Below are 24709 nucleotides of genomic sequence, written 5' to 3'. Positions count from 1 at the left end.
TTCTGCCCCTAGGATCGGGTCATTAGGGCAGCAGATTGCCCCGTACAATAACGAGACAATCATGACCCTGACCTCCAATTCTTATTTCAGTCTTCTAGATGTAGCTAATGAGCATTACTCCTACGTTGACCTTCGCAAGCTTCTGACCCAGTCGGAGTTAGAAAGCCTCCCTTACTCGATTCGTTTGTTGCTGGAAAACGTAGCACGTTGCTCGCCAGAAGCTCTCGAATCGGTACTTGCTTGTGCGGTTGGTAAAGGGCCTGCCTGCGAAGCTCCGTTCTTCCCCAATCGTCTTATGTTCCATGACACCACATGCCTGCCTGCGCTAGCAGACTTTGCGGGCATGCGAGACCGGATAGCGGAGCTGGGTGGGGATCCCGAGCGAGTAAATCCAGTAATTCCCGCTGTGCTAGCCATTGATCACTCGGTAATTGTCGAGCGCTATGCCGATCCGGATGCAGTAGAAGCAAATTTGGACATCGACTTCCGCCGTAACGGTGAGCGTTATCAGTTCATCAAATGGGCCCAGAAGAGCCTGGCAAATTTCAAGGTCATTCCGCCAGGGACTGGAATCATCCATCAGATGAACATGGAGGCGATGGCCCAAGTCGTCTGGGAAAGTGAGGGCCCGGACGGCCAGCGTCTGTTGCATCCAGACGATATGGTCGCGACCGACAGCCATACCCCCATGATCAACGCTATCGGGATTCTTGGCTGGGGCGTTGGCGGGCTTGAAGGCCAAGCCGCCATGCTGGGCGAGCCGGTACCGATCAGTTTTCCCGAAGTGATTGGGATCCGCGTGACCAATGCGCTGCGACCTGGCGTCACTGGGACAGACCTTTCTCTCTACGTTGCCGAGATTCTTCGCAAACGCAAAGTGGTCGGCAAGTTCGTAGAGTTCTGCGGCCCAGGGTTGGATAATCTCACTTGGGCTATCCGAGGCACCGTAGCCAACATGGCACCTGAGTACGGCGCGACCGTGGTGTTTTTCCCGTTCGACGATGAAACGTCACGCTATTTGAAGCTTTCCGGTCGTTCACAAGCCCTGCGCACCAAAGCTGAGCGTTACATGGAAGTCCAGCAACTATGGCGTCATTCGCAGACACCAGAGCCTGTATTTGCAGATGTTATCGAGTTGGATCTCGCGAGTCTTGAACCAAGCGTCGCTGGGCCGCACCAGCCCCATCAGCGTCAGCCTTTAGCGCAAGCAGGTGCATCATTTGATGAGCATGTTATCGGCGCTCAGTTGATCGCAACTACCGCGCCTGGCCAATTTGATGAGCCAAGCTTCGGAGAGTCTATTGGTCATGGCGCAGTGGTCATTGCGGCTATCACCAGTTGCACAAATACGGCCAACCCGGCACAGATGATTCAAGCTGGCCTACTGGCACGTAAGGCGCGAAAGCTGGGACTTATCCGCAAGCCTTGGGTTAAGACCTCCCTTTCGCCAGGCTCCCAAGTAGTCGCCGACTATCTGCGTGAAGCCCAACTGCTCGAGGACTACGCCGCACTGGGCTTCGATCTCGCAGGCTTCGGATGCATGACATGCATTGGCAACTCGGGCAGTCTCGAATCTCACGTCGAAGCCTTTGCTGAACAGGGACTCAAAGGCGTAGCCGTGCTGTCGGGCAATCGGAATTTCGAAGGCCGAGTGAACCCCAAGGTGCCTGCAGGTTACCTAGCCTCCCCTGCATTGGTGGTCGCGTACGCTATAGCGGGCGATATCCATATCGATCTGGTCAATCAGCCATTGGGCCGAGACAGCGGTGGACGGGACGTATATCTCAGCGAACTAATGCCAAGCGATGAAGAAGTTGCGGAACTCGCTAGCCGCGTAGTAAAGCCAGAATTCTTTGCGGAGCGTCTGCGAACCGTATGGGACGGAACTCACCATTGGCAGGCGCTCAGTGCAGCAGGAAGTGTCCAATTTCCATGGGATCCCGCCTCCACCTACCTCCGCCGGCCACGCTATTTGGAAAGTATTGAAGCGGAGCCGCCGAAAACTTTGGCAATCGACAATGCAAGGATTCTCATGGTTTTGGGCGACAACGTCACCACCGACCACATCTCGCCCGCTGGTTCTATACCTAGAGATAGCCTAGCCGGAAAATGGCTTATTGAGCATGGCGAAGATCCGGTCGACCTTAACCAATACTCAACGCGACGCAGTAATCACGAGGTCATGTTGCGGGGTGCATTCACCAACCGCTCGGTGCGCAATTTGTTACTCGGTGAGCAGCCTGGCTTAGGAGCCTGGGCATGGACAGCAGATGGTCAACAGGTGCTGCCAGTTTATGAGGCTTCTGCGAGTTACTTGGCACAGGGAACACCGCTGGTTGTGTTCGGCGGAATTAACTATGGCGCGGGCTCCAGCCGTGATTGGGCAGCGAAAGCGCAGGCATTGCTCGGCGTGCGTGCCGTCGTAGCACGTAGCTTCGAACGAATTCACCGCAGTAATCTTATCGGGATGGGTATTTTGCCGCTGACGTTTGTCGAGGGTACTAGCGCTCAGGATCTGTCGCTCCAAGGGCATGAACAGCTGACATTCAATGGGCTCGAGCAACTGGCTGTTGGCATGAACATCATCACTTTGCGTATCGAGCGAACTGATAAGCAGGAGCAACATGTTGATCTGCAGCTCAATCTCGACTCCCGCCAGGAGCTCATCTATCTCTCTCAAGGCGGAATATTGCCATACGTGGTGCGCAAGATGCTTCACCGCGCAGAAAGCCCTGCCAACGCCTGATGGCATTGATCATGGAGAATGTTATGTACGCCTACGTCGGTAGCCGCACCACTCGCGAACGCAACGCGCGTGGAGAAGGTATCAGTGTCTATGCCGTGAATCAGGATGAAGGAACATTGGAGCTGGCTCAAGTCGTACGTGACTTGGTCAATCCATCGTTCCTCGCACTCAATCGCAGCGCAGACACGCTCTATACAGTCCACGGTGATCAGAGCGATGTGAGCGCATTCCGCATCGACAAACGCACCGGGCAATTGACCCTTTTGAATACGCAAAATACGCAAGGCAAGAATCCGGTACACCTAGCGCTTGATCCATCAGAGCGGTATCTGGTTGTTACCAATCACATAGGCGCTAGCCTTGCCGTCTTTCCAGTTCAGGATGACGGCAGCCTTGCTCCATTGAGCCAGTTGGTAGAGATGGTGGGCGAGCCAGGGCCACACAGGATCGAACAGCCCCATGCCAAGCCCCATTACAGCCTATTTGATAACCATGGTCGGTTTGTGATCGTACCGGACAAAGGGTTGGACAAAGTTTTCTCTTTCCGCTTCTCCGCTGGGCGCCTGAGTCCGGCCACAACGCCATCGGTCGCTACCCGTGAAACAGCCGGGCCTCGTCACGCCGCCTTCCACCCCGGAGGTGATTTTTCTTACGTGGTCAACGAGCTCGACTCAACTGTCACCACCTACGATTACGACGCCGAGAGCGGCACGCTCAGCCCAAAACAAATACTGTCCACGCTGCCACAAAGCTTTACCGGCAATAGCAGAGCGGCAGGAATTCAATTAGATCGTGATGGACGGTTTGTGTACGCATCAAATCGTGGTTATGACAGTATTGCCGTCTTTGCAATCGACCCTCAAAACGGGTCGCTTGGATTCATAGAGGCGGTGCATAGCGGAGGGCGTACGCCGCGTTTTTTTACACTGACGCCGAATGGACGCTATCTGCTAGCCCTTAATGAAGATAGCGACAGCATCGTAACGTTTGCCGTGGATCAAGATCACGGCACGTTACGAGCCACGGGTTTCGAGGTATCCACGGGCAGCCCGGTTTGCATGATTTTCTCCTCCTCGCAATCATCTTGATGCGGTGCGAGAGCTAGGCTAACCCGCTCTCTCGACACCAAGCTTCCGACCACGAACAAGAACAAGGCCAGTCGCCTCGAAGCGGCTCCGTGAGACTCTGTGTCTGCCGGTAGTTCAGCCTTCGTGCTGACGCTGTTGATGCGAACCCATGACGGCAAGCCCTCCAACCAAAAGCACCCGACCATTGCAGAGAAGCACCCATGATTACTTTAGATTCAAGCGTTCTGGCTGACCTAGCTCCTACAGGTGTCTTGCGTGCGGCGATCAACTTCGGAAATCCGGTGTTGGCTCAGCGCGACGTGAGCGGCAACCCTGTAGGGGTATCTACTCAGTTAGCCAAAGCCTTGGCCGACGAGTTGAATGTAGCTATCGATTTCGTGACATTCGATGCTGCGGGCAAAGTATTCGCCGCTTTAACCGAGTCGACCTGGGATCTAGCGTTCCTGGCTATTGAGCCTGTGCGCTCAGCGGAAATCGAGTTCAGTCACCCATACGTCATCATTGAAGGCACGTACCTGGTGCATGACGCTAGCGTATACCAATCAGTAGCTCAGCTTGATCATGTGGGTGCACAACTTGCCGTTGGAAAAGGCGCAGCGTACGACTTGTATCTAAGCCGTACGCTGTCCGCTGCGGAACTGGTTCGTGCACCGACATCCGCCGCAGCTGTGGAATGGTTTTTGGAGCAGGGTTTGGAGGCCGCCGCTGGCGTTCGTCAGCCCTTAGAGGCATTTGCAGACAAGAACGAAGGCTATCGCGTGCTAGCGGACAGCTTCACCGAAATCCGCCAGGCAATGGCGGTACCCAAAGGACGCAAGGCCGGAGCTGAATACGTACGAGCATTTTTGGATCGCAAGATATCCAGCGGTTTTGTTTTAAATGCATTGATTGCCAGCGGCCAAGGAGATGTTCGCGTGGGGCCAACGCTGAACGAACAACGGCAATGAGCATCACGCTGCGGAGTGGCATATTCCGATAGGCAGAAAGCTGGAAGAGTTTTAGCGATTTTCGCATTGGCGATGTGTCGTCATGCACAGAGGAAGCGCTACACGCTTCGGTGCAGATACTAGAGAATCGGCTCAGCGCTCCTTCTGTTGTCGGCAAGCTCTCATCTTTTTTCCTTGGTCGTTTGCATCGATGCCTCTTCTCGGGACGGAAGCGAACTCTCGCTCTGTATGCTGGCTGATATTCACTCTCCCTTTTTTCGTTAGCTTTCTCATTTGGAGAAGGCTTCGTTACCTAATGACCAATTCAAATGTGGTCGGCACGCCTCTAGGATGAAGACTCAGTCAGTTCATGAAAACAATAAAAGAGGCATGCCATGAATAGAGTCCTTCAGATACCACCAATCAATTTCCCTCGACTGAAAGTCATGGGCAGCCTCCTCCCAGACCGAACCGCCGAATGACTTTTTAGGCCTTCGTCTACTGGCGGTAAACGGGATGCCGATTACCGATCTGACCCGACGAAGAACTCCGGTAACCCCAAACTTCCGATGCACCTTGTCATTTAGGAGGACTGCTCATGTCCAAACGAATCGCGTTCGTAACAGGTGGAATGGGTGGGATTGGCACCGCTGTCTGCCAGAGACTTTACCAGGACGGTTTCATAGTCGTCGCTGGCTGCGGGCCAGATTCTGCGATTAAGGACGCCTGGCTGAAGAAAAACAAAAAGCTGGGATTTGAGTTCATTGCGTGTGAAGGCAACGTAGCGGATTGGAACTCAACAGTGGCTGCCTTTGACAGGATCGTAAGCGAAGTGGGCCCTATCGACGTGCTGGTAAACAATGCCGGCACCACTTGCAATGTGGTTTTCAAAGACATGTCTCCGAACGACTGGCAAACCGTTATTGATACCAACCTCAATTCGCTGTTCAACGTAACCAAGCAAGTTGTTGACGGGATGAGCTCACGACGGTGGGGCCGAATTATCAATATCTCAACGGTGAATGCGCAACTAGGCCATATCGGCCAAGTGAACTACACCACGGCAAAGTCCTCAATTCGTGGGTTCACTCGAGCCCTTGCAAGGGAGGTTGCCCACCGTGGAGTTACCGTCAATACCGTTTCCCCGGGCTACATCGGCACTGAGCGGCTCAAATCGATCACCCACACCTCGTTGATGGACAAGATCGTGGAAGACATCCCGATGAAACGTCTCGGTAAGCCCGAAGAAGTCGCGGCGATGTGTGCATGGCTAGCGTCAGAAGAATCTTCGTTCGTCACAGGTGCTGATTTCGCCGTGAACGGCGGGTTACACATGACATGAAGCCGGCGCTCCACGTAATCACCTCCTTATAAAAATAATCCTGACCAGGAGAATTCAATGCTGTCCTTTTTTGGCTACGGCATGATTGTGGTGTTCATGACATTGATCATGACCAAGCGGCTTGCACCTTTGGTAGCCATGACAATCATCCCCATCATCTTTGCCATGATGGCTGGGTTTACAGGCGACATGGGCACCATGATGATCGAGGGGCTGCGCAAGGTCGCACCCACCGCAGTTATGGTCATGTTTGCCATCCTCTATTTCGGGATGATGTTCGATACCGGCCTCTTCGATCCCATTATCAAAACGTTCATTCGTCTGATCAAAGGCGACCCAGCCAAAGCAGTAGTGTTCGCGACAATTCTAGCCGGCATGGTTTCACTGGACGGCGATGGATCTACGACCTACATGATTACGCTTACAGCCATGCTGCCTTTATTCAGGAGACTTGGACTCAATCCACTGATTCTTCCCTGCGTGGTCATATTGGCGGCGAGCGTGACAAATCTATTACCTTGGGGAGGGCCGCTCGCACGTGCCGCTGCAGCGCTGCAAGTCGAAACTACCGAGTTGTTCCTGCCTTTAATCCCATCAATGCTCATTAGCTTTGCCGGCGTAGTTCTGCTTGCTTTTTACTTGGGAATGCAAGAACGCCGACGGTTAGGCACGCTCAAGCTGCCGACTGAACGAAGCGGCCGTTACGCCCAGGGCGCAGATGAAGATATGTCTGACCTGATGACACTCAGTGCCGAAAACGCTGAACTGCGTCGCCCTAAAATGTTTTGGCTCAATGCAATTCTGACCATAGCATTGATGGGTTGTCTGGTAGTGGAGCTTCTGCCGCTGCCAATCTTGTTCATGATGGCTTTCTCGGTTGCGCTGGTGATCAACTACCCCAGCATTGATGACCAACGTAGACGTATTGCCGCTCATGCGCCGACAGCACTTAATCAGATAGCCATCTTCCTGGCAGCAGGTATTTTTGCAGGCATCCTGTCCGGGACGGGGATGGTAAAAGCCATGTCCGACACGCTTCTGTGGGCCTTACCTGAGTCGTGGGGTGCTTATCTCGCACCGATCACCGCCCTGATCAGCATCCCTGGCACCTTCTTCATGTCTAACGATGCCTTCTATTACGGCGTACTCCCAGTGCTGGCTCACGCTGCAGAGGCTTACGGTATCTCCGCCGCAGAAATAGGACGCGCGTCCATGGCAGGTCAGCCGGTGCACCTACTCAGCCCACTGGTAGCCTCCACTTACTTACTTGTAGGTCTCGCCGGCGTGGAATTCAGCGACCATCAGAAATACACGTTCAAATGGTCACTCGCGCTTTCCCTGCTCATCATGATGTCTTCGATGTTATTGGGCTTGTTTCCCCTCTACTCAGTCGCAACGTAAAAAATGAACTCGGCTGGTGCTTCGTGCCAGCCAAGGAGCTAAGGCTATGCGTTTATTAGTGTTGTCGGGCGACGGTATTGGGCCCGAAATTGTGAATTCTTCCCTGTCTGTACTCTCGGCGGCAAACGAGAGATTCAGATTAGGACTTAGCTTTGATCATGACGATGTCGGCTTCACCAGCCTTGAAAAGTACGGCACTACTTTGCGCGATGAGGTGTTGGAAAAAGCGAAGAAGTACGCTGGCATTATCCTGGGTACTCAGTCTCATGCAGACTATCCCCCACCGGAAAAGGGAGGTCGCAATATCTCCGCAGCCTTCCGCACAGGTCTGGATCTATATGCGAACATCCGACCCGCCAGAACGCGCCCCTTCTTGCAATCGAATTTGCGTGAAGGGAGAACCATGGACTTGGTGATCATGCGTGAAGCGACCGAAGGTTTTTATCCTGATCGCAATATGAGTCGGGGTTGGGGTGAGGTGATGCCGACGCCAGATATGGCACTATCTACTCGCAAGATCACGCGTCAGTGCTGCGAAAGGATCGCACGCCGCGCCTTCGAGCTTGCGTCAGTCAGAAGAAAAAAAGTTACCGCTATCCACAAGGTCAACAGTTTCCATATGACCGATGGTTTGTTCATGGAATGCGTACGCAACGTCAGCCGAGACTACCCAGATGTGCAGCTTGATGACTTGTTGGTAGATGCGTGTACTGCGCACCTTGTGCGAAACCCGGAACGATTCGATGTGCTGGTAACTACCAATTTTTACGGTGACATTCTTAGCGATTTAGCCAGCGAGCTATCCGGCAGCCTAGGACTTGCCGGGTCGATAATGGCCAGTGAGAAACACTGCTGCGCACAGGCCCAACACGGGTCAGCCCCAGATATTGCGGGCCAGGATAAAGCCAATCCAGTATCGATGATTCTTTCTGTGGCCATGCTGCTTGAATGGATGGGCAACCGTCATCAGCACAGGGGATGCATTAGTGCTTCAAACGCTATAACCGCAGCTGTAGACGCGGTACTACGGGTGCCTGAATTGCGCACCGGCGATATCGGAGGAACACAAGGCTGTAAAGCGTTCGGAGAGCAAGTGGCCAAGCGGATTGCTCAGCCCTAAGCAAGATGAAAAAGGCCCTCGCGGGCCTTTTTTTCAGTTCAAGCCAAGATCATTTTGTCAGCCAAGACTCTACGGTCGCAGCGCCGTGCTTTGTTTTCCATTCCTTGAGCATTTTGTGATTGCCCCCCTTAGTCTCAACCACTTCGCCAGTATGCGAATTCTTGTAAACCTTCAATTGGCGAGGCTTTCGGCTGCCAGCTTTGGACTCGACGGCTGGAGCGCGGCGACTTGGCTGTGGATCCAGCAGATTGATCACATCCTTGAGGCTGTAGCCGTAGTTTGCGAGCAAATCGAAATTACCGGGTTTTCAGAAATGCCCTGAGCCCTAACTCATCGAGTACGGTTAGCGTTAGTTGAGTTGCTTCAACCATGCTTTTCCAAGGCAGCGCAGCATCCGGGTCAAGGTCGAGGACAAACCTGTCTGGGAGATTCAGGTCGGCCGTTGTGGCGTTCCACGAATGGAGTTCGATCGTGCTCATCTGCACGGCACCGACCAATGCTTCGGCATTGTTGATCCCTAACTAACGCAAGCTGATGAACAGCTACTCGGCGTTGAGCGCACATCAATCGTAACTTTGATTCAAACCCAAGGCCCGCTTATGCGGGCTTTAGGCGCGGGCTGGATTTTGGAACAGCTCCACAGCGCTCATGAGATGGGCCCTTCTAAGACTTGCGCTAGAAATAACTGAAGACCGTTGTGGCCATCCATGATCAGCTCTCGAATGAGTTCCTGGTAAGCGTCTGCCGTATTCGCATCTTGCAGATCAAAGCTTGCAGACCAATTGATGAACGTCTTGGGCTGTCCAGTGAGAGAGGCCAATTTCACCGTGGCAACATAGTTGTCCAGCGGTAATGGCGCCTCCTCGAAGCGGTAGGATAGCGTTATATTGTGATCATCGACCGATAACAAACGCTCCCTGACAACTGCGCCATCGGCCAACGTGAGTCTGCGAATACAGCCGACCAATCCATCAGGTTGGTTGTCCTCAATGCTGCTTTCGACGATCGATGGATGCCATTTATAAATCTCTCCAAATTTTTTCAACACGCCCCAGGCATTACCAACATTGCTGTCCAAGACAGCGGAAAACTCAACCATCGGCATCGTGTATCTCCCTTCAGATATGTGCTGTAAGCGCTCATGATCGCTTCTCCATTTGACGATGAACGAGCTCCGATCCCGGCATTGATTCAACCGGGATCGGTGGGCGCTCAACCTTCGAACTGGTGATAAACCTTGGCGATGACCTTCCAGGTGCCGTCGATTTTCATCAGGGTCAGGTAGTCGTTGTAGTCGGCACCGATCGCATCCTTTTCCATATCGACACGCACAACGGCTGTCGTGGGTGTAATCGCCAGAATGTCGAGGCGAGTCGTAATTTCTGGGGCGCTGCCATTCTTCTGAACGAAATCAAACAGATTCTTGATCGAGCCGCCACGCAGTTCACCATTGGTGAAACCGTACATCACGGCGTCTTTATGGAAAGCTTGAGCAACGCCTTCTGCACTGCCCAAACGCAGACCTTCAACATATTGATTGGCAGTAGCGATGACAGCGTTGTACTCGGAGGTTGGTACTGCCTTGATGTTCTTTGACATGGTTCTCTCCTTTCATTGGGCGACGTAAACCACACGTCGCCAGAAGCGCTCAAATGCTCAAGCGGTCGGATGGGTGTGGTAAATCTTGCTGACGATCGTCCACTTGCCTTCTACCTTCAGCAGGTTGAAGAAGTCGGTGAATCGATACCCCGAAACATTGTCAGTATCAACGCGCGCACTGGCGGCAGTGCCTACGATGTCGATGCGAACGATCGCGGCTTTGGCTTCGGGAGATGGGCGGAAAGAGTTGTCGATCACGTCGTAAAGATTCTGGATCGCGCCGCCGACGAGCTTGTCGCCGTCGACGCCAAACATGGTTGCTTGCTCGTTGAACGCCGGCTTCATCAAAGTGCTGTCAGCCTTGGCACCACCTTCGTTGTACTGACTCAGAACAGCAACGATCGCGTTGTATTCCTGGACGTAAGTTGGATTGCTCATGGTGTACTCCTGGTTGCATGTTGCCGGTGCCCCTTTTGGTCACTCGGGCACGGAAAACTCAAACGACAATTACCAATCCTGGCGAGTCGGCGAGATGATCAAATCGTTGACGGTGACATTTTCCGGTTGGTTAAGCGCGTAGATCACTGCGCGGGCAATATCGTCCGGCGCAATGGCAATCCGGTTCAGCTCTTGGGCAGCCTTACGCCCTTCAGGATCACTGATCTTGTCCGCCCAGCCGGTGTTGATCACGCCTGGGCTGACGGTGTTGACGCGGATGCCATGCTGCACGCCCAACTCCTTTCGCATGGATTCGGTCATGGCCTGGACGAAAAACTTGGTTGCGCTGTAAACACCCGCCGCCGGGCCGACCTGGTGACCTGCAACGGAGTCCATGTTGAGAATCTGCCCGGTTTTCTGTTCGAGCATGAACGGCAATACAGCAGCGATAGTGTTGAGGTAGCCCTTGATGTTCACATCAATCATCTTTTCCCAATCCTGCACGGCCAGATCGACCCAGTTGGAAAAGAGCATCAGGCCGGCGTTGTTGACCAGAATGTCCACTGCGCCATAGGTGTCTTGTGCAAACTTCGCGAGCGCTTTGGTTTGATCCAGATGGGTAACGTCTGTGGTGAAAGCGACCACGTCGCTCCCGGCCTCACGCAGCTCGGCAACAAACGCTTCCAATCCAGTCTGATCGAGTGCTGCTGCCACGACGCGAGCGCCATGCGCGGCCAACGCCCGAGTGGTGGCAGCACCAATGCCGGAAGACGCGCCAGTGACGATGGCAACCTTGTTTTGCAGATAATGCATATTTGAGTACCTCTTGTGCGGCGAATTTTTTTTTCGCGACGAAGCCTCCCCGCGCCGAACTGACGCAAAGGGAATCTCCAATTAATTGGAGTTGGCCGTTGGCCAATCGATGTAGCCCTTGGCGCCTCCGCCGTAATAACTCTCGCGCGGAGCTATGGTCAGCTCGAGACCCCGACGCAGGCGATCTACTAAATCGGGGTTGGCAATGAACAATCGACCAAACGCCACGGCATCAATCCGCCCTTGCGCCCTGCGCTCCCGCGCCATTTCCAGGTCATAGTTGTTGTTGCCAATGTACGGCCCTTCGAACTGCGCACTCAGCGCGTCCAGATCCACCCCTTCAGGAACGGTACGAGAGGTGGCTGTCGCGCCTTCGACGAAATGCAGATAGGCCAAGTTGAATCTGTTCAACTGCTGAATGAGGTGACCGTAGGTCGCCATGACGTTGCTGTCTGGAGGCGTGTTACCTGCATCAGGAGTTACTGGTGAAAGGCGGATGCCGACCCGGTCATTGCCCCAAATTGCGACCACGGCTTCGGTGACTTCAAGTGTCAGTCGTGTCCGATTTTCGATAGAGCCGCCGTACTGGTCAGTACGCTGGTTGGTGGAATCACGCAGGAATTGGTCGAGGAGATAACTGTTGGCTGAATGGACTTCAACGCCATCAAAACCGGCGCGTTTTGCATTTTCTGCCGCATGCCTGTACTGCTCGATAATCCCCGGGATCTCTGAAGTCTCAAGCGCCCGAGGCATGGACACTTCGACCATGCCATTGTTGGTATAGGTCGTACCTTCGGCCTTGATTGCTGAGGGCGCGACCGGCGCTTCGCCGTTTGGCTGCAACTCAACGCTGGAGAAGCGACCTACGTGCCATAACTGGCTAACGATTTTCCCGCCGGCCGCATGCACTGCGTCAGTGACTTTTCTCCAGCCTGCCACCTGCTCCTCCGACCAGATACCGGGCGTCATGGCATAGCCACGCCCTTGAGCAGAAATGTTCGTGGCCTCGGCGATGATCAGGCCCGCGCTGGCCCGCTGGGCGTAATAAGTGGCATGCATTTCGTTCGGCACGCCGTCGTCAGCCATTCGACTGCGAGTCACTGGCGCCATGACAATTCGGTTAGCCAGTTGCATCGCCCCCATCGTCATGGGGGAAAACAGGTCGGTGTCTGCGGCAATATCAGTCATAAAAACTCCAAATGAATAGACCGGTCGTCTAGTTAAAAGCTTAAAAAAAACCGCCCCTATGCCAGCAGGCGCTTACTTGTGATCAGGGCCGTATCAAAGGCAGCCGTCGTATTGCGAACCTTCACCAAAAGTGATGCTCCTAACCATAATTGATACAGCGATTCAGCCAGTGTTTCTGCGTCCTGAGTCGAAGTAATGGAGCCATCAGCCATTCCTTGCTGAACACACCGCGTGATTCTCTCGATGATCAGCGTGGTGCCCTCCTCCAATACGCCGCGCATGTCCTCCGACAGGTCACACACTTCGGCGCCGAGTTTCACCACGAGGCATTTCTCATCGGGATGATCGAACGCCTGCGTCTTCGCCCAATAGCGCAAATAGCCAAGGAGCCGCTCGGCGCCCGTCCCTTGCGCCGCCATGACAACGTCTACCCGCCCGATATACCCCTGAAAGTATTCGTCCAATAGTGCCTGGCCGAATTCCTCTTTGGAGGTGAAGTAGTGATAAAACGACCCTTTGGGTACACCCGCCGCCTTCAGCACTTCCATAAGACCGACTGCGGTGTAGCCCTTGTGGGTCATCAATGACTTCGCTACATCGATGATGTGTTGTCGCATGTCTTGATTAGGTTTTTTCATAGTGCGCACAGCCTAGTCAAAACTAGACCGGTCGTCTAGTAACCATCTTCAGTATCTGACGAACGCTACTAAACGCTTGCTGCCGTGTGCGGCTGAGAAGGTTTCAGTGCGACCTTCTCCCACTTGGCGATAACCAACGGTGCAATGGCATTGCCCAATACGTTCAGCGTGGTGGTGCCACTGTCGATAATCCTGAAGATGCCTGCGATCAACGCCACGCCTTCCAGTGGTAATCCGGCAGACGCCAATGTCGCTGACAAAATGATGATGGCAAAACCCGGCACACCTGCCGCGCCCTTCGAAGTCAGCACCATCGTTACCACCAACAGAATCTGCTGCGATAACGTCAGATCGATGCCATAGAGCTGCGCCACGAAAATCGTTGCCACACCGAGAAAAATCGATGCGCCATCCAGGTTGAACGCATAACCCACCGGCACCACAAAACTGACGATCCGACGCGGTACACCGTAATTCTCCAATCGAGTCATCAACTGCGGCATGACGGCGGCTGACGCGGCACTCGAAAACGCCAGAATGAGCTCATTGCGAAAGTACCTGATCAACTTGAAAATGTTTTCGCCAATCAGATAGCAAATGCCACCGAGTATCACCAACGCAAAAACTATCAGCGCCAGATAAACCACCCCGATTAGCTTGAGCAACGGCAACAATGAGGCGAAACCAAACGTCGCCACGGTCGCGCCGATCATTCCAAACACACCAATCGGTGCGTAAGCCATGACGATTGAGACGACCTTGAACATTGCATCGGAAAGGCTCTGAACTACTGCGATGAAAGGTGCGCTTTTGTCCTTCGGCAGAGCGTTCAATGCCATGCCTAACAACACAGCGAAAAACAACACGGACAGCAACTTCGCTTCTGACATAGCAACCAGCACATTGTCAGGGACGATGTTTTGCAAGATGACCAATGCGCCTTTGGACGGCTCCAGAGTGATCGCTGCAGTACCGTGCGAAATACCGGAAATATTGGTGCCCGTACCCGGTTCGAAAACATTGGCTAAACACAAGCCTATAACAATGGCCAAGGCCGTTATCGCAAAAAAGTAGCCAAGCGATTTGATCCCCATTCGACCAAACGACTTGTTATCGCCACCGCCCGCGATGCCCAGAATCATGCAACAGAACACAATCGGTACAACCACCATCTTCATCATCTTGATGAAGATATCTCCGAGCGGTTTGAGGATCTCCGAACTCACCCATGTCTGATAAAGCGGATGCGTATTGAAATACCAACCGACAAGCACGCCAAGCAACAGCCCGGCAACGATTTGCCACACCAAGGGAATACGTTTCATGTCTAGCCTTCTTGTTGGAATGAAAGGTCTGCGTCTATTCGCAGTTGCTAGAGTCATGAGCTTCCAGCTCATTTGAGATCAAATGGCACAACGCCGTTGTGCCATGGCTGTTGTTACTTGGCGAAGAGCTGGCTCATATCCTTGAAAGCCTTGAACTCAAGAGCGTTACCGCACGGATCAAACAAAAACATGGTGGCTTGCTCGCCCACTTGGCCTTTAAAACGGATGTACGGCTCAATTACGAACTCAGTACCAAACGACTTCAGACGTTCGGCCAGTGCCTCCCACTGTTCCCAACCTAAAATGATGCCGAAGTGCGGAACTGGAACATCATGTCCGTCAACCGGGTTGCTATGCACGCTTTCCTGCGAAGCGGTTTTTGGGTGTTCGTGAATCACCAGTTGGTGACCATAAAAATCGAAATCTACCCACTGCGTGCTGGAGCGCCCTTCTTCAAGACCGAAAACCTTACCGTAAAAGGTGCGAGCTGCAGCCAAGTCGTAAACAGGGATAGCAAGGTGGAATGGCGAGAGGCTCATGAGAACTCCAAATATTTTTTGTTGGTTGGCGAACATTTCCACCGTCATTGGCTCTCTGGATTCAGCCGTTGCCGTGGATGGGAAACATCGTAGGACGGGAAGCCAAACATAAAAATCAATATATATTTCTTAGAAACACAACTAATATTTGTGAATGATCAAAGAACTGAAGACACTCATTGCTGTGGCGCGTGAAGGCACGTTCGCCGCTGCCGGCAACAAGATCGGCCTGACTCAGGCCGCCGTGAGCGCGCAAATCCAGCGCCTGGAGGCCGAGCTCGGGTTCGAAATTTTCGACAGGAAAGGACGCTCGGCCCATCTCAACAAAATGGGCCATCAGATACTTCTGCAGGCGCAAGAGCTGCTGAGGCTTTATGACAATCTGGGCTCTACAACGCTGGGCAAGCCTCCCAGCGTGCTGGTCAACATCGGTGCGATCGCGTCCGTGCAGCGCTCCTATTTACCCGATGCGCTCGCAAAGTTTCACAAACAGTGTCCGCAGTGCCGCACACGTGTCATCCCAGGCCTTTCAATGGAGATGGTGAACCTCGTCGACGCCGGCGAGATCGACATGGCCGTGATCATTCGCCCGCCTTTCTCCCTCCAAAGTGACCTGCGCTGGACGACGTTGGCGCTAGAGCCCTACCGACTGATCGTGCCATGTGAGCTAGAGGGAGAAGACTGGTCGGAACTGCTGTCCAGCCAGCCATTCATTCGCTATGACCGATCATCCTTTGGTGGCCGGCAGGTCGATCGTTTCCTGCGGCAGATGCATTTCACCTTGCAGGAAGTTTGCGAACTGGATGAACTGGAGGCCATCATAAAACTGGTTGAAAAAGGTGTAGGCATAGCCCTGGTGCCACAGACAAAACCCCATCAGGAATGGCCCGCGGCTGTGCGAGCGATCGATTTGGGAGAGCACACCTTTCACCGGGATATCGGGCTGGTACATAGGTCTCGACAGAGTTTTACGGAGCCTGTGCGAATTCTGGCTCAGCTCATTAGTGATCAGGTAACCGCAATCTCCAACTAAGAACTTCAAAAAGGCCCTATGGGGGCCCTTTTTCACCCAATCAACAAATCACTTGCGCAGCCAAGATTCAACTGTCGAAGCGCCGTGCTTTGCTCTTTAGTCTCTGCTTCGCAATGATCGTTCGATCACTCAGCACGCTCTCAATCGGGTCGCCGGTAGGCGTCCAGATACCACGATCCCAGACGATGACTTCCCCGACGCCAACGTTCGAACGCATTACCAAGATGAATTGATGCCGAATGTCAGCTTGGCCTGAATACCAACCCGCCAACCGTCGTTTTCACTGAACTTACAAGACTCAGCCGCTCGTCCAGAGCATTCCGTAATAAACGAAATTTCTCGCCTTTTAACCTCTCACAATTCATGCAAACGCTGACAACCGCATGGTTAACGCGCAACAGCCTGATTTGAGGGGGTTGGAATGTTCATTCATAACAAGCGACTTCAGTACACCGTTCGCGTCGCCGAGCCGAATCCGGGCCTGGCGAATTTACTGCTCGAGCAGTTCGGCGGTGGCAATGGCGAACTGGCCGCGGCCGCGCGTTACTTCACCCAAGCCTTGGCTGAAGAAGATCCAGGTCGCAAAGACCTCCTGCTGGACATCGCCACCGAAGAATTGAGCCACTTGGAAGTCGTCGGATCCATCATCGTCATGCTGAACCGAGGCGCGAAGGGTCAGATTGCCGAGGGCGTGCAAGAAGAAGGCGAGCTGTACCGAGCCCTTAACGGCGCCGGCAATGATTCGCACATCACCTCCCTCCTCTACGGCGCCGGCGCGCCTCTGGTCAATTCAGCCGGTGTGCCGTGGACGGCGGCTTACGTTGATTCGATTACCGAGCCCACTGCCGATTTGCGTTCGAACATCGCGGCCGAATCGCGCGCGAAGATTCTTTACGAACGGCTGATCAATGTCACCGACGATCCCGGCGTAAAGGAAGCATTGGGCTTTTTGATGACACGCGAGATCGCGCATCAACAGTCGTTCGAAAAAGCTCTTCATTCGATCCAGCCCCACTTTCCGCAGGGCAAGCTGCCGGGGATGCCTGAATTCACCCATAAATATTTCAACATGTCGGGCGAGCCAAACGTTCGCGGTCCTTGGAACGAGGGTGACGCTTGGGAATATGTAGAGGAGCCCGGGCCGGCAGTTGACGGTGGCGACGGCCTCGCATCCGTTGGCCTTTCTGCCGAGGACGTTGAAACATTGGGAGCCATGAAGTCTCGCACCGCTTCTGATCCGCTCAGCGATCCCGTTACCGGCGCTGACCTCGGGTCAGGATTTGTGCAAGGTAACGATGCCTGAATCATTACAGCGCCTCCTGCGTCTGGGGCGCTCCCCGCACAAGGTGAACAACATGAAGAACAACAAACGATCTACGCTGACCTCCGATCCGTTTCAACACCTCATGGACCACGCCTCGGCTGGTTTCGAACTCGACTGCAAGCAAGCCTGTCGAGGGTTCAAAGTGCACATGGCGGTGAAGGTATTCGGGATGGGCAGATTGATTCCGAACAACCTGGCTGATGAAGATGGCACGTGGGATTCGCAATTTGACAGCGATGACGCCTTGCCGCGAATGACGGCAGTGGCTGAACGAGCTTCCACCGCGCAGAACAGCCTTTCTCCACGCTAACAAAAGGGGCTCGCCATGAGATCTGAACGAAACTTGAGTTTGTCATCCTGGCCGATCATCACTCAGCGCTCTTCTTTCTTCGTCGGCAGCGCGATCTTTGCAGTCGGCACGCTGATATTGCTCGCGGACCTACTGCGCGGAATATCTTGAGAACTACCGGGCGCAATATTCGCGCCCCGGTAACAGGAGTTTTAGCCGCTAAAGTTTGGGAATGTCGCCTGTGGCTTCGGCAATCGTAGCCAGCGCCTCTTCCATACTTGCGATGTTGTCTTGCAGCTTCTCGAAAACCAGATTGAAAGCCCCGGCCACGTCCATTGTCTGGTGACCTCGAAGTGCGTCCACTCCCCGCCTTTCGGTTTCCTGCAGCTCGTTCACACTCTCGCGCAAAGCCAGCAGTTGATCGAAGATTGCGGCGATTTGCGCTTGGCTCTTTTCACTCACGACGCCTCCCATTACTCGCTGACCCCAGAAGCTAAAGTACTGTTGGGTTGACTCTCGGAAATCCGCAGAGTTTAAAACAGCACTGCGGCGGCTTCGCGCATGAAGATCTCAATGGTCTTCGGCCCGATTCCTTCGAATTCCGACAAGCGTTTTTCCAGCGCTCGGCGATCAGCGCTCGCAGCAACAAGCTTGCTCACCTCGCCCCCGTAATCAATGTTGAGTTTGTTGGCCAGCGCGAGCAATCGCGCCGCAGTGCTCTCGTCGTAACGCACGTATCGAGCCTTTCCCAGCATCGAGACCAATTGACGATGGGTGCATTGCGCGAGCTTCTGTACGGTATCTTTCTCATGCTGTTCGACGATGACTCGGTACGCCTCGGCGGCGATCGCACCCTGGATTCTTTTACCCATCAGAAAACTCGCTACCAGCCATTTGAACAGGCCCGCTTCGCTGGCGCCTGCAAGGTCGATCCCCAAGTCGCGTGCGCTGATGATTTTGCTGACCAAGACGATTCTCCACAGCGAAACGAATTACTTTGGAAAGTCCGCAGAAATTAGCCCTGCACTCTGATAACTGCCAATCAACTCATCAAATAGCGCGATATCGCCGCGGCTGCGGGCAACTAACTGCGCGCCGGCGACAGCCGCGTAAATCGCGCGAGCCCGAGATTTGCAATGCTCTTCGCTCGCCGAGCCGGCCATGATCAGCACCTGCGTGAGCCAGTCGATGTTGATCTGCGCAAAAGTCTTGACCTGGTCTTTGACAGCGTCTGGCAGATCTTCGTATTCCGCCGCCATAAAGCTCACGAGGCACAGCCGATTACAGTTCTCCAGCGAGGAGCGGAAGATCGACGGGTACAACTCCAGGCAGCGCTTTGGCTCGGGATTGGCTGCTCGAATGTTATCCAGAATCTTGGCTGCGTCTTGCCAATAGCGTTCGGCAACCGCAGCGCCCAGCTCGGCCTTGCTCGGGAAATGGTAGTAAATGCTGGCGTTCTTGATGCCCACCACTTCACCGATGCTGCGGAAGTTAATGCCGTTGTAACCGTGGGTCTGTGCCGCCGTTTTAGCAGCCTCCAGAATCGCTTCCCGGGCGTTTTTGCTCATAACCGTGTTCTCGATGGACGTTGACCAATGAAGGGAGTGTACCCGCGAACGGCCAACCTGCCAATTGGCAGGTAGGGGATTGACAAGCCGTAAGTACGGCCGCAATCTCTACCTACCATTTGACAGGCAGCTGACATTCCATGACCGCTACCACGACCGCAAACGCCCCTTCCAACCTGAAAATCTATGACTGGTACAACGGCCCCTACCCCGCCCGCGTGCGCATTGCCCTTGCCGAAAAATCGCTGTTGTCGCGCACCGAGTTCGTCTCGGTGAATCTGTGGAAAGGCGAACACAAGAAGCCGGAGTTCTTGAGCATCAATTATTCCGGAACACTGCCGGTGCTGGAGTTGCCGGATGGCACGCGACTTTCCGAATGCACCGCCATCACCCAATACCTGGACACACTTGACGGTCAGCCCACCCTCACCGGCCGGACGCCGCTGGAGCAAGGTCAGATCCACATGATGAACAAGCGTGCAGAAATCGAGTTTCTCGACGCGGTCAGCGTGTATTTCCACCACGCAACCCCGGGGCTTGGCCCTGAAGTCGAGCTGTATCAGAACGCCGAATGGGGCATGCGCATGCGCGACAAGGCCGTTCGGGGCATGCGTTATTTCGACAACGTGCTGCGTCATCAACCGTTCGTGGCCGGCGAGCACTTTTCCATGGCGGATATCGCTGTGTTGGGCGGGATGATTTTCTCGGCGCTGGTTGACTTGCAGGTGCCTGAAGAATGCACGGCATTGCGCGAATGGCACATGCGCATGCAGGAGCGTGCGAGCGTGCAGCAATGGCGGGCGATGGTGGAACGCGGCGAACCATAAAAGCGAGAACACACAAAAGGCGCCCTCATCGGCGCCTTTTGTTTTACAACGCGATCACTCGGCATCATCCGGATTGTGCTTCGAATCGGTGCGTATCTTCAATTGCGCCAGGCTGTCATCGGCGAGTTCGCTGGCGAACCTCGACCCAGCACATTGATAGAATCAGGCAAGACTCAGATCCGATCCGGCATAGTCCCGCCCCACTCCCTGCCCTAGCATGGCGCTTCCAATCTTTTCGGGAATGCACGCCATGAGTACAGCAAAAACCTTCTTTATCACCGGTGTCAGCAGCGGTTTCGGCCAGGCGTTGGCCAAGGAAGCGCTCGCACAGGGTCATAAAGTCATCGGCACCGTGCGCAGCGAATCTGCGTTGGCAGCCTTCGAAGCCTTGTCCGCAGAGCGCGCCCACGGCGTGGTGCTGGATGTTACCGATTTTGATGCTATCGACGCCGTGGTTAGCGCTGTTGAGGATCGTCACGGCCCGGTGGACGTCCTGGTCAACAACGCCGGTTATGGTCACGAAGGAATTTTTGAAGAGTCAGCGCTGGAGGAAATGCGCCGCCAGTTCGACGTCAATGTCTTCGGCGCAGTCGCTGTGACCAAGGCGTTCGTCCCGTATTTCCGCCAACGGCGCGCCGGGCATATTCTCAATATCACCTCCATGGGTGGCCATATCACCATGCCGGGGATCGCTTATTACTGCGGCAGCAAATTTGCGCTGGAGGGGATCTCGGACACTTTGAGCAAGGAGCTCGCGCCCTTCAATATTGTTGTCACAGCGGTGGCGCCAGGCTCGTTTCGCACCGACTGGGCGGGCCGATCGATGCAGCGGACGCCGCGCAGCATCAGCGATTACGACGCCAGCTTCGATCCAGTGCGCAACGCCCGCAAGGAAAAAAGCGGCCAACAACTGGGCGATCCGCAGAAAGCCGCACGCGCCATGCTGACGATTATCGCCAACCCAAATCCGCCCGCTCATCTGTTGCTGGGCAGCGATGCCCTGGCGTTGGTGCGTGACAAGCTGCGACAGACGGCAGAGAGTATTGAACAATGGGAAGCGCTCAGCCGCTCGACGGATGGCTGAGACCAAAGCGGAGACCGTTCAATCGATGGGCAAACCTGAAGACCCAACCACGGCACGCATGGTCCGGTTGATGGCCGAACTGGCGCCGCTGGAAGGCTACAACCTCAGCCCGCTGGACGATGCGCGTTTCCTGCGTTCCGACCGCCCACTGACGCGCACGCCGGTGTTGTATGAACCGGGCATTGTCATCCTGTGCCAGGGCCAGAAACGTGGCTATTTAGGAGATGAAGTCTACGTCTACGACGCCCAGCATTATCTGGTGGTCTCGGTGCCGGTGCCCTTCACGATGGAGACCGACGCCAGCGTAGCCGAGCCCATGCTGGCGGTCTATCTGCGTCTGGATTTCGCCCTGGCCGGCGAGCTGATTCAGCAAGTGGATGAAGTGTGGGATTTCCCTGCAGCTCAGCCGATGGGCATGTATGCCTCGCCCCTCGACGAGCCGCTGCGCCAGTCAACGCTGCGCTTTCTGGAAGTGATGAACAACGCCGCCGACGCGCACATCCTTGGCCCGGCCATGTTGCGCGAACTGTATTACCGCATTCTCACCGGCGAACAGGGCGGCACGCTTCGGGCCGCCATCGCCCAGCAAGGTCAGTTCGGCAAGGTCACCCGCGCCATCCACAAAATCCACAGCTGTTATCACGAGCATCTCGACGTAGAAACCCTGGCCGAGGAAGCGCAGATGAGCGTGCCGAATTTCCATCTGCACTTTCGCAAAGTCACCGATTCCTCGTCGATGCAGTACCTGAAGTCGACACGGTTGCACCAGGCGCGATTGCTGATGCTGCGCAACGACCTGACCGCCGCCAAATCGGCCTTTCTGGTGGGCTATGAGAGCGCTTCGCAATTCAGCCGCGATTTCAAACGCCTTTTCGGCCGAACTCCATTAGCGGAAGTGGCGCGGATGAAACGCGCTTATGCGCTGCCAGCACCGACGACCCCTTCGCCGTTTGTGTCGTCGCATTGATCACACGCGCGATTTCATGCAGCGCTGATCAGCACTGTTTGTCAGTGCCACGCATCCCACGGCTTATCGCCGCAGATTCCGCGTTCGTATAGTGCGCGCCCTCTTCCGCCATTGCGTATAGACCTCTGATTGATCCAGCGAATTGCCCATGTTTGTCTTCCGCACCAGGAGCAATCCATGAACACCAAAGCCATTCCCGAAGGCTTCACCCCGTTTTCCCGCAGCAGCCCGTTACTGGATTTACTCGGCCCGATCTACGCACGGGGCCATGGGTTGCAATTGGAGCTGGGCTTATTGACCGACGCACGCCATGCCAATGGCCGCGGCACGTTGCATGGCGGTGTGTTGGCGACCCTGGCCGATGTCGGCATGGGTTACGCCATGGCCTTCGCCAGCGATCCGCCACAGCCGTTGATCACGGCGAGCATGACCCTGGATTATCTCGGCGCCGTACAGATCAGCGAGTGGCTCGAAGTGCGTCTGGAGCATTCCAAAAAGGGCCGTCAGTTGGCTTTCGCCGCCGTCAGTCTGCATGTCGGCGAGCGAATGGTCGCCCGCGCCAGTGCGGTATTCGCGGTGCCAGCGAGTTAAACCGTCTTGCGATCAATGTTCAAAGTGCGGTTGCAAGTCGGCGTCGGCCGGCCAGGTGGTGTATCGCGTTAGAACATTCGCAATCGCGAAAGGTCTGCTCTTTACCCCCTCTCGGAATTCAACCAATGTCCACGCATCACAGTCTCGTCATACTCGCGCGCGGAGGATACGCCGCACGCGGGATGCTTTATCTGATCATCGGGATTTTCGCCTTGTTGGCGGCGCACGATTCGACCAAACCGAAAGACAGCCACAAGAGCCTCGAAGCGCTGCTGAGCCAGCCCTTCGGCTATTTTCTGGTGGGATTGGTGGTCGCGGGCCTGCTCGCCTTTGCGGCCTGGCGCGTTCTGCAAGCCACGCGCGATGTCGATCATCACGGTAACAACTTCAAAGGCCTGGTTATCCGCGCGGGTTTGTTTGCCGGTGGGCTGGTCAACGGCGCGCTGGCGCTGTTTGCGTTGGGCCTGCTCGTGAGCGGCATCAAGAGCTCGGGCGATTCCGGCGGGCAAACCAAGGACTGGCTCGCGGATCTTCTGTCCTGGCAACACTCGAACCTGCTGGTGTACCTGATCGCCCTCGTTCCGCTGGGTGTCGGGATTGCTCACATCATCAAGGGCTGGAAGGCGTCCTTCGAGAAATATTTCGAGGCCGACGATGAGGTCATGCGTTACGTCCGCCCGGTATCGCAGTTCGGCTTGATCGCCCGTGGCGTGGTGTTCATCGAGATCGCTTTGCTGCTGAGTGTCAGCGGTTCCGCTTATCAAGCCATGGACCCACCGGGCATGAAAGAAGCTCTCGACGCACTCCAGAATCTGCCCGCCGGCTGGCTGATTCTGATGGTGATGGCGCTAGGCCTGATCGCCTTCTCGGTTTACAGCTTTTCCGAAGCGTTCTGGCGCAAGATCAACATGGATGTACCCGGTGTGACATAAGCCCCGTTTCCTAAATCCGGTGATGTTCAAGCAAAAAGTCCACGAACAGCCGCACCCGCACCGGCATGGTCGCCCCGCCAACGAATACCGCGTGAATCGGTTCCTCGTCGCCGGGGTTCCAGGGCTCCAACAGCGCTACCAGATCGCCACGTTGCAAGTCCTCCCTGACGGTGAATTCGCCAATGCGCGCAATGCCGGCGCCGACCCGCGCGAATTGCGCCAGCGCTTCACCACTGCTGCATTCGATATTGCCGTTGACCTTCAGGGCAAACGCTTTGCCGTCGCGGATAAACGGCCAGTCGGATTCGGCGCGGCGGAAGTTGAAGCGCAGGCAGTTGTGTTTCAACAGGTCTTCCGGTTGCTGCGGAATGCCGTGTCGCTGCAGATAATCGGGCGATGCGACCACCATCTGCCCCGTAGCGCCGATACGGCGCGCGGTCAGCGGACTGTCGGGAAGATGGCCGAAACGCACGGCGACGTCCGCCTGGCCCGCGAGAATGTCGACCACTTCATCGCCGAGCGTGAGGTCGACGACGATATTCGGATAGCGTGCGGTGAAAGCTGTGACCAACGGCACGATGGCCATCCGGCCATGGCCAAGCGCGGCGCTGATGCGCAAGCGGCCCTTGGGCACGCCTTGGTCGGCGATGGCTTCTTCGACCTCATCCATGTCGGCGAGAATCCGCCGGGCACCGCGCAGGAACGCCTCGCCTTCGGCGGTAAAAGTGATGGCTCGCGTGGTGCGCAACAACAGGCGCGTCCCGAGCCGCTGTTCGGCGCGCGCGATGATCCGGCTCACCGCCGAGGGCGTCAGCCCCAACGCGCGCGCAGCCGCCGAAAGGCTGCCCTCCCGCGCCACGGTGACGAACACGCTCATTTCACCTGACCTACCGTTGAAGTCCATTCGTGCCTCTTGCGCAAAGGTGATTGC

The 24709-nt window shown here is 55.2% G+C and carries 26 protein-coding genes and 2 pseudogenes; 14 read left to right on the top strand and 14 right to left on the bottom strand.

Going from position 1 to position 24709, the window contains the following annotated elements:
* Positions 1–61 precede the first annotated feature (61 nt).
* From acnA to EL257_RS13345, 6 genes are all read left to right on the top strand, one after another.
* Positions 62–2746, top strand: coding sequence for an aconitate hydratase AcnA (gene acnA / locus EL257_RS13370; RefSeq protein ID WP_126363231.1), 2685 nt, complete (start codon positions 62–64; stop codon positions 2744–2746).
* Between the two features lie 23 nt (positions 2747–2769).
* Positions 2770–3834 (top strand): lactonase family protein, encoded by a 1065-nt coding sequence (locus EL257_RS13365; protein ID WP_126363229.1) that lies wholly within the window; start codon positions 2770–2772, stop codon positions 3832–3834.
* A 200-nt stretch (positions 3835–4034) separates the two neighbouring features.
* Positions 4035–4781, top strand: a complete 747-nt coding sequence (locus EL257_RS13360; RefSeq protein WP_126363227.1) for a transporter substrate-binding domain-containing protein — start codon at positions 4035–4037, stop codon at positions 4779–4781.
* 577 nt (positions 4782–5358) lie between these two features.
* Positions 5359–6102: an acetoacetyl-CoA reductase gene (phbB, locus tag EL257_RS13355; RefSeq protein ID WP_126363225.1), complete on the top strand. Its 744-nt coding sequence runs from the start codon at positions 5359–5361 to the stop codon at positions 6100–6102.
* 57 nt (positions 6103–6159) lie between these two features.
* The gene (locus EL257_RS13350; protein ID WP_126363223.1) at positions 6160–7503 is read left to right on the top strand and encodes a CitMHS family transporter; all 1344 of its coding nucleotides are present in this window, start codon (positions 6160–6162) and stop codon (positions 7501–7503) included.
* 46 nt (positions 7504–7549) lie between these two features.
* A complete protein-coding gene (locus EL257_RS13345) occupies positions 7550–8623 on the top strand; it encodes an isocitrate/isopropylmalate dehydrogenase family protein (protein ID WP_126363221.1) in 1074 nt (357 codons plus the stop codon).
* Positions 8624–8672: 49 nt separating this feature from the next.
* On the opposite strand, the pseudogene EL257_RS28010 reads toward EL257_RS13345, so the two are convergent.
* From EL257_RS28010 to EL257_RS13295, 10 genes and pseudogenes are all read right to left on the bottom strand, one after another.
* Positions 8673–8912: pseudogene (locus tag EL257_RS28010) on the bottom strand (histone-like nucleoid-structuring protein, MvaT/MvaU family); the annotation flags it as partial.
* Positions 8913–8925: 13 nt separating this feature from the next.
* A pseudogene (locus EL257_RS13335) lies at positions 8926–9144 on the bottom strand (hypothetical protein); the annotation flags it as partial.
* Between the two features lie 125 nt (positions 9145–9269).
* Positions 9270–9728, bottom strand: a complete 459-nt coding sequence (locus EL257_RS13330; RefSeq protein WP_126363219.1) for an SRPBCC family protein — start codon at positions 9726–9728, stop codon at positions 9270–9272.
* Between the two features lie 107 nt (positions 9729–9835).
* Entirely contained in the window at positions 9836–10222 is a 387-nt protein-coding gene (locus tag EL257_RS13325; RefSeq protein ID WP_126363217.1) for a nuclear transport factor 2 family protein, read from the bottom strand.
* Positions 10223–10279: 57 nt separating this feature from the next.
* Complete coding sequence (locus EL257_RS13320; RefSeq protein ID WP_126363215.1) at positions 10280–10660, bottom strand: nuclear transport factor 2 family protein; 381 nt, start codon at positions 10658–10660, stop codon at positions 10280–10282.
* 69 nt (positions 10661–10729) lie between these two features.
* The gene (locus tag EL257_RS13315; protein ID WP_126363213.1) at positions 10730–11473 is read right to left on the bottom strand and encodes an SDR family oxidoreductase; all 744 of its coding nucleotides are present in this window, start codon (positions 11471–11473) and stop codon (positions 10730–10732) included.
* Between the two features lie 81 nt (positions 11474–11554).
* Positions 11555–12661: an alkene reductase gene (locus tag EL257_RS13310; protein WP_126363211.1), complete on the bottom strand. Its 1107-nt coding sequence runs from the start codon at positions 12659–12661 to the stop codon at positions 11555–11557.
* A 56-nt stretch (positions 12662–12717) separates the two neighbouring features.
* Positions 12718–13299, bottom strand: coding sequence for a TetR/AcrR family transcriptional regulator (locus EL257_RS13305; RefSeq protein ID WP_126363209.1), 582 nt, complete (start codon positions 13297–13299; stop codon positions 12718–12720).
* A gap of 68 nt (positions 13300–13367) precedes the next feature.
* A complete protein-coding gene (locus EL257_RS13300; protein ID WP_126363207.1) occupies positions 13368–14624 on the bottom strand; it encodes a cation:dicarboxylate symporter family transporter in 1257 nt (418 codons plus the stop codon).
* A 113-nt stretch (positions 14625–14737) separates the two neighbouring features.
* Positions 14738–15163 (bottom strand): VOC family protein, encoded by a 426-nt coding sequence (locus tag EL257_RS13295; protein WP_126368102.1) that lies wholly within the window; start codon positions 15161–15163, stop codon positions 14738–14740.
* Between the two features lie 154 nt (positions 15164–15317).
* Here EL257_RS13295 and EL257_RS13290 point away from each other — a divergent pair, with 154 nt between their 5' ends.
* The 3 genes from EL257_RS13290 to EL257_RS13280 all read left to right on the top strand — a co-directional run bounded on the left by EL257_RS13290 (position 15318) and on the right by EL257_RS13280 (position 17830).
* Complete coding sequence (locus EL257_RS13290) at positions 15318–16196, top strand: LysR substrate-binding domain-containing protein (RefSeq protein ID WP_126363205.1); 879 nt, start codon at positions 15318–15320, stop codon at positions 16194–16196.
* A gap of 421 nt (positions 16197–16617) precedes the next feature.
* Positions 16618–17499, top strand: coding sequence for a manganese catalase family protein (locus EL257_RS13285; RefSeq protein ID WP_126363202.1), 882 nt, complete (start codon positions 16618–16620; stop codon positions 17497–17499).
* 52 nt (positions 17500–17551) lie between these two features.
* Positions 17552–17830: a hypothetical protein gene (locus EL257_RS13280; protein WP_126363200.1), complete on the top strand. Its 279-nt coding sequence runs from the start codon at positions 17552–17554 to the stop codon at positions 17828–17830.
* 198 nt (positions 17831–18028) lie between these two features.
* Here EL257_RS13280 and EL257_RS13275 read toward each other — a convergent pair whose 3' ends face one another.
* The 3 genes from EL257_RS13275 to EL257_RS13265 all read right to left on the bottom strand — a co-directional run bounded on the left by EL257_RS13275 (position 18029) and on the right by EL257_RS13265 (position 19377).
* Entirely contained in the window at positions 18029–18271 is a 243-nt protein-coding gene (locus tag EL257_RS13275; RefSeq protein WP_126363198.1) for a hypothetical protein, read from the bottom strand.
* Between the two features lie 71 nt (positions 18272–18342).
* Positions 18343–18777, bottom strand: a complete 435-nt coding sequence (locus EL257_RS13270) for a DNA methylase (protein ID WP_126363196.1) — start codon at positions 18775–18777, stop codon at positions 18343–18345.
* Positions 18778–18801: 24 nt separating this feature from the next.
* Entirely contained in the window at positions 18802–19377 is a 576-nt protein-coding gene (locus EL257_RS13265; RefSeq protein ID WP_126363194.1) for a TetR/AcrR family transcriptional regulator, read from the bottom strand.
* 140 nt (positions 19378–19517) lie between these two features.
* Between EL257_RS13265 and EL257_RS13260 the strand changes: the two genes are divergently transcribed.
* The 5 genes from EL257_RS13260 to EL257_RS13240 all read left to right on the top strand — a co-directional run bounded on the left by EL257_RS13260 (position 19518) and on the right by EL257_RS13240 (position 23778).
* On the top strand, positions 19518–20204 hold the full coding sequence (locus EL257_RS13260) for a glutathione S-transferase (protein WP_126363192.1): 687 nt from the start codon (positions 19518–19520) through the stop codon (positions 20202–20204).
* A gap of 250 nt (positions 20205–20454) precedes the next feature.
* Positions 20455–21288, top strand: coding sequence for an oxidoreductase (locus EL257_RS13255; RefSeq protein ID WP_126363190.1), 834 nt, complete (start codon positions 20455–20457; stop codon positions 21286–21288).
* Between the two features lie 25 nt (positions 21289–21313).
* Positions 21314–22255, top strand: coding sequence for an AraC family transcriptional regulator (locus EL257_RS13250; RefSeq protein WP_126368100.1), 942 nt, complete (start codon positions 21314–21316; stop codon positions 22253–22255).
* A gap of 177 nt (positions 22256–22432) precedes the next feature.
* Complete coding sequence (locus EL257_RS13245; protein WP_126363188.1) at positions 22433–22846, top strand: PaaI family thioesterase; 414 nt, start codon at positions 22433–22435, stop codon at positions 22844–22846.
* A gap of 125 nt (positions 22847–22971) precedes the next feature.
* Positions 22972–23778 carry a DUF1206 domain-containing protein gene (locus EL257_RS13240; protein ID WP_126363186.1) on the top strand — a complete coding sequence of 269 codons (807 nt, stop codon included), beginning with the start codon at positions 22972–22974 and terminating at the stop codon, positions 23776–23778.
* 10 nt (positions 23779–23788) lie between these two features.
* On the opposite strand, the gene EL257_RS13235 is transcribed toward EL257_RS13240, so the two are convergent.
* Complete coding sequence (locus EL257_RS13235) at positions 23789–24682, bottom strand: LysR family transcriptional regulator (protein ID WP_126363184.1); 894 nt, start codon at positions 24680–24682, stop codon at positions 23789–23791.
* Positions 24683–24709: the final 27 nt, after the last annotated feature.

Source organism: Pseudomonas fluorescens (genome assembly GCF_900636825.1).
In the GTDB taxonomy this organism is placed as follows: domain Bacteria; phylum Pseudomonadota; class Gammaproteobacteria; order Pseudomonadales; family Pseudomonadaceae; genus Aquipseudomonas; species Aquipseudomonas fluorescens_BG.
This window is presented reverse-complemented; position numbering and strand designations above follow the sequence as displayed.

Bases quoted from the DNA above. Each gene is read 5' to 3' on its own strand.
- EL257_RS13245 (WP_126363188.1), top strand. From the start codon at position 22,433: ATGAACACCAAAGCCATTCCCGAAGGCTTCACCCCGTTTTCCCGCAGC.
- acnA (WP_126363231.1), top strand. From the start codon at position 62: ATGACCCTGACCTCCAATTCTTATTTCAGTCTTCTAGATGTAGCTAAT.
- EL257_RS13285 (WP_126363202.1), top strand. From the start codon at position 16,618: ATGTTCATTCATAACAAGCGACTTCAGTACACCGTTCGCGTCGCCGAG.
- EL257_RS13330 (WP_126363219.1), bottom strand. From the start codon at position 9,728: ATGCCGATGGTTGAGTTTTCCGCTGTCTTGGACAGCAATGTTGGTAAT.
- EL257_RS13265 (WP_126363194.1), bottom strand. From the start codon at position 19,377: ATGAGCAAAAACGCCCGGGAAGCGATTCTGGAGGCTGCTAAAACGGCG.
- EL257_RS13300 (WP_126363207.1), bottom strand. From the start codon at position 14,624: ATGAAACGTATTCCCTTGGTGTGGCAAATCGTTGCCGGGCTGTTGCTT.
- EL257_RS13315 (WP_126363213.1), bottom strand. From the start codon at position 11,473: ATGCATTATCTGCAAAACAAGGTTGCCATCGTCACTGGCGCGTCTTCC.
- EL257_RS13350 (WP_126363223.1), top strand. From the start codon at position 6,160: ATGCTGTCCTTTTTTGGCTACGGCATGATTGTGGTGTTCATGACATTG.
- EL257_RS13250 (WP_126368100.1), top strand. From the start codon at position 21,314: ATGGGCAAACCTGAAGACCCAACCACGGCACGCATGGTCCGGTTGATG.
- EL257_RS13320 (WP_126363215.1), bottom strand. From the start codon at position 10,660: ATGAGCAATCCAACTTACGTCCAGGAATACAACGCGATCGTTGCTGTT.
- EL257_RS13310 (WP_126363211.1), bottom strand. From the start codon at position 12,661: ATGACTGATATTGCCGCAGACACCGACCTGTTTTCCCCCATGACGATG.
- EL257_RS13260 (WP_126363192.1), top strand. From the start codon at position 19,518: ATGACCGCTACCACGACCGCAAACGCCCCTTCCAACCTGAAAATCTAT.
- EL257_RS13280 (WP_126363200.1), top strand. From the start codon at position 17,552: ATGAAGAACAACAAACGATCTACGCTGACCTCCGATCCGTTTCAACAC.
- EL257_RS13290 (WP_126363205.1), top strand. From the start codon at position 15,318: ATGATCAAAGAACTGAAGACACTCATTGCTGTGGCGCGTGAAGGCACG.
- phbB (WP_126363225.1), top strand. From the start codon at position 5,359: ATGTCCAAACGAATCGCGTTCGTAACAGGTGGAATGGGTGGGATTGGC.
- EL257_RS13325 (WP_126363217.1), bottom strand. From the start codon at position 10,222: ATGTCAAAGAACATCAAGGCAGTACCAACCTCCGAGTACAACGCTGTC.
- EL257_RS13295 (WP_126368102.1), bottom strand. From the start codon at position 15,163: ATGAGCCTCTCGCCATTCCACCTTGCTATCCCTGTTTACGACTTGGCT.
- EL257_RS13365 (WP_126363229.1), top strand. From the start codon at position 2,770: ATGTACGCCTACGTCGGTAGCCGCACCACTCGCGAACGCAACGCGCGT.
- EL257_RS13360 (WP_126363227.1), top strand. From the start codon at position 4,035: ATGATTACTTTAGATTCAAGCGTTCTGGCTGACCTAGCTCCTACAGGT.
- EL257_RS13305 (WP_126363209.1), bottom strand. From the start codon at position 13,299: ATGAAAAAACCTAATCAAGACATGCGACAACACATCATCGATGTAGCG.
- EL257_RS13235 (WP_126363184.1), bottom strand. From the start codon at position 24,682: ATGGACTTCAACGGTAGGTCAGGTGAAATGAGCGTGTTCGTCACCGTG.
- EL257_RS13345 (WP_126363221.1), top strand. From the start codon at position 7,550: ATGCGTTTATTAGTGTTGTCGGGCGACGGTATTGGGCCCGAAATTGTG.
- EL257_RS13255 (WP_126363190.1), top strand. From the start codon at position 20,455: ATGAGTACAGCAAAAACCTTCTTTATCACCGGTGTCAGCAGCGGTTTC.
- EL257_RS13240 (WP_126363186.1), top strand. From the start codon at position 22,972: ATGTCCACGCATCACAGTCTCGTCATACTCGCGCGCGGAGGATACGCC.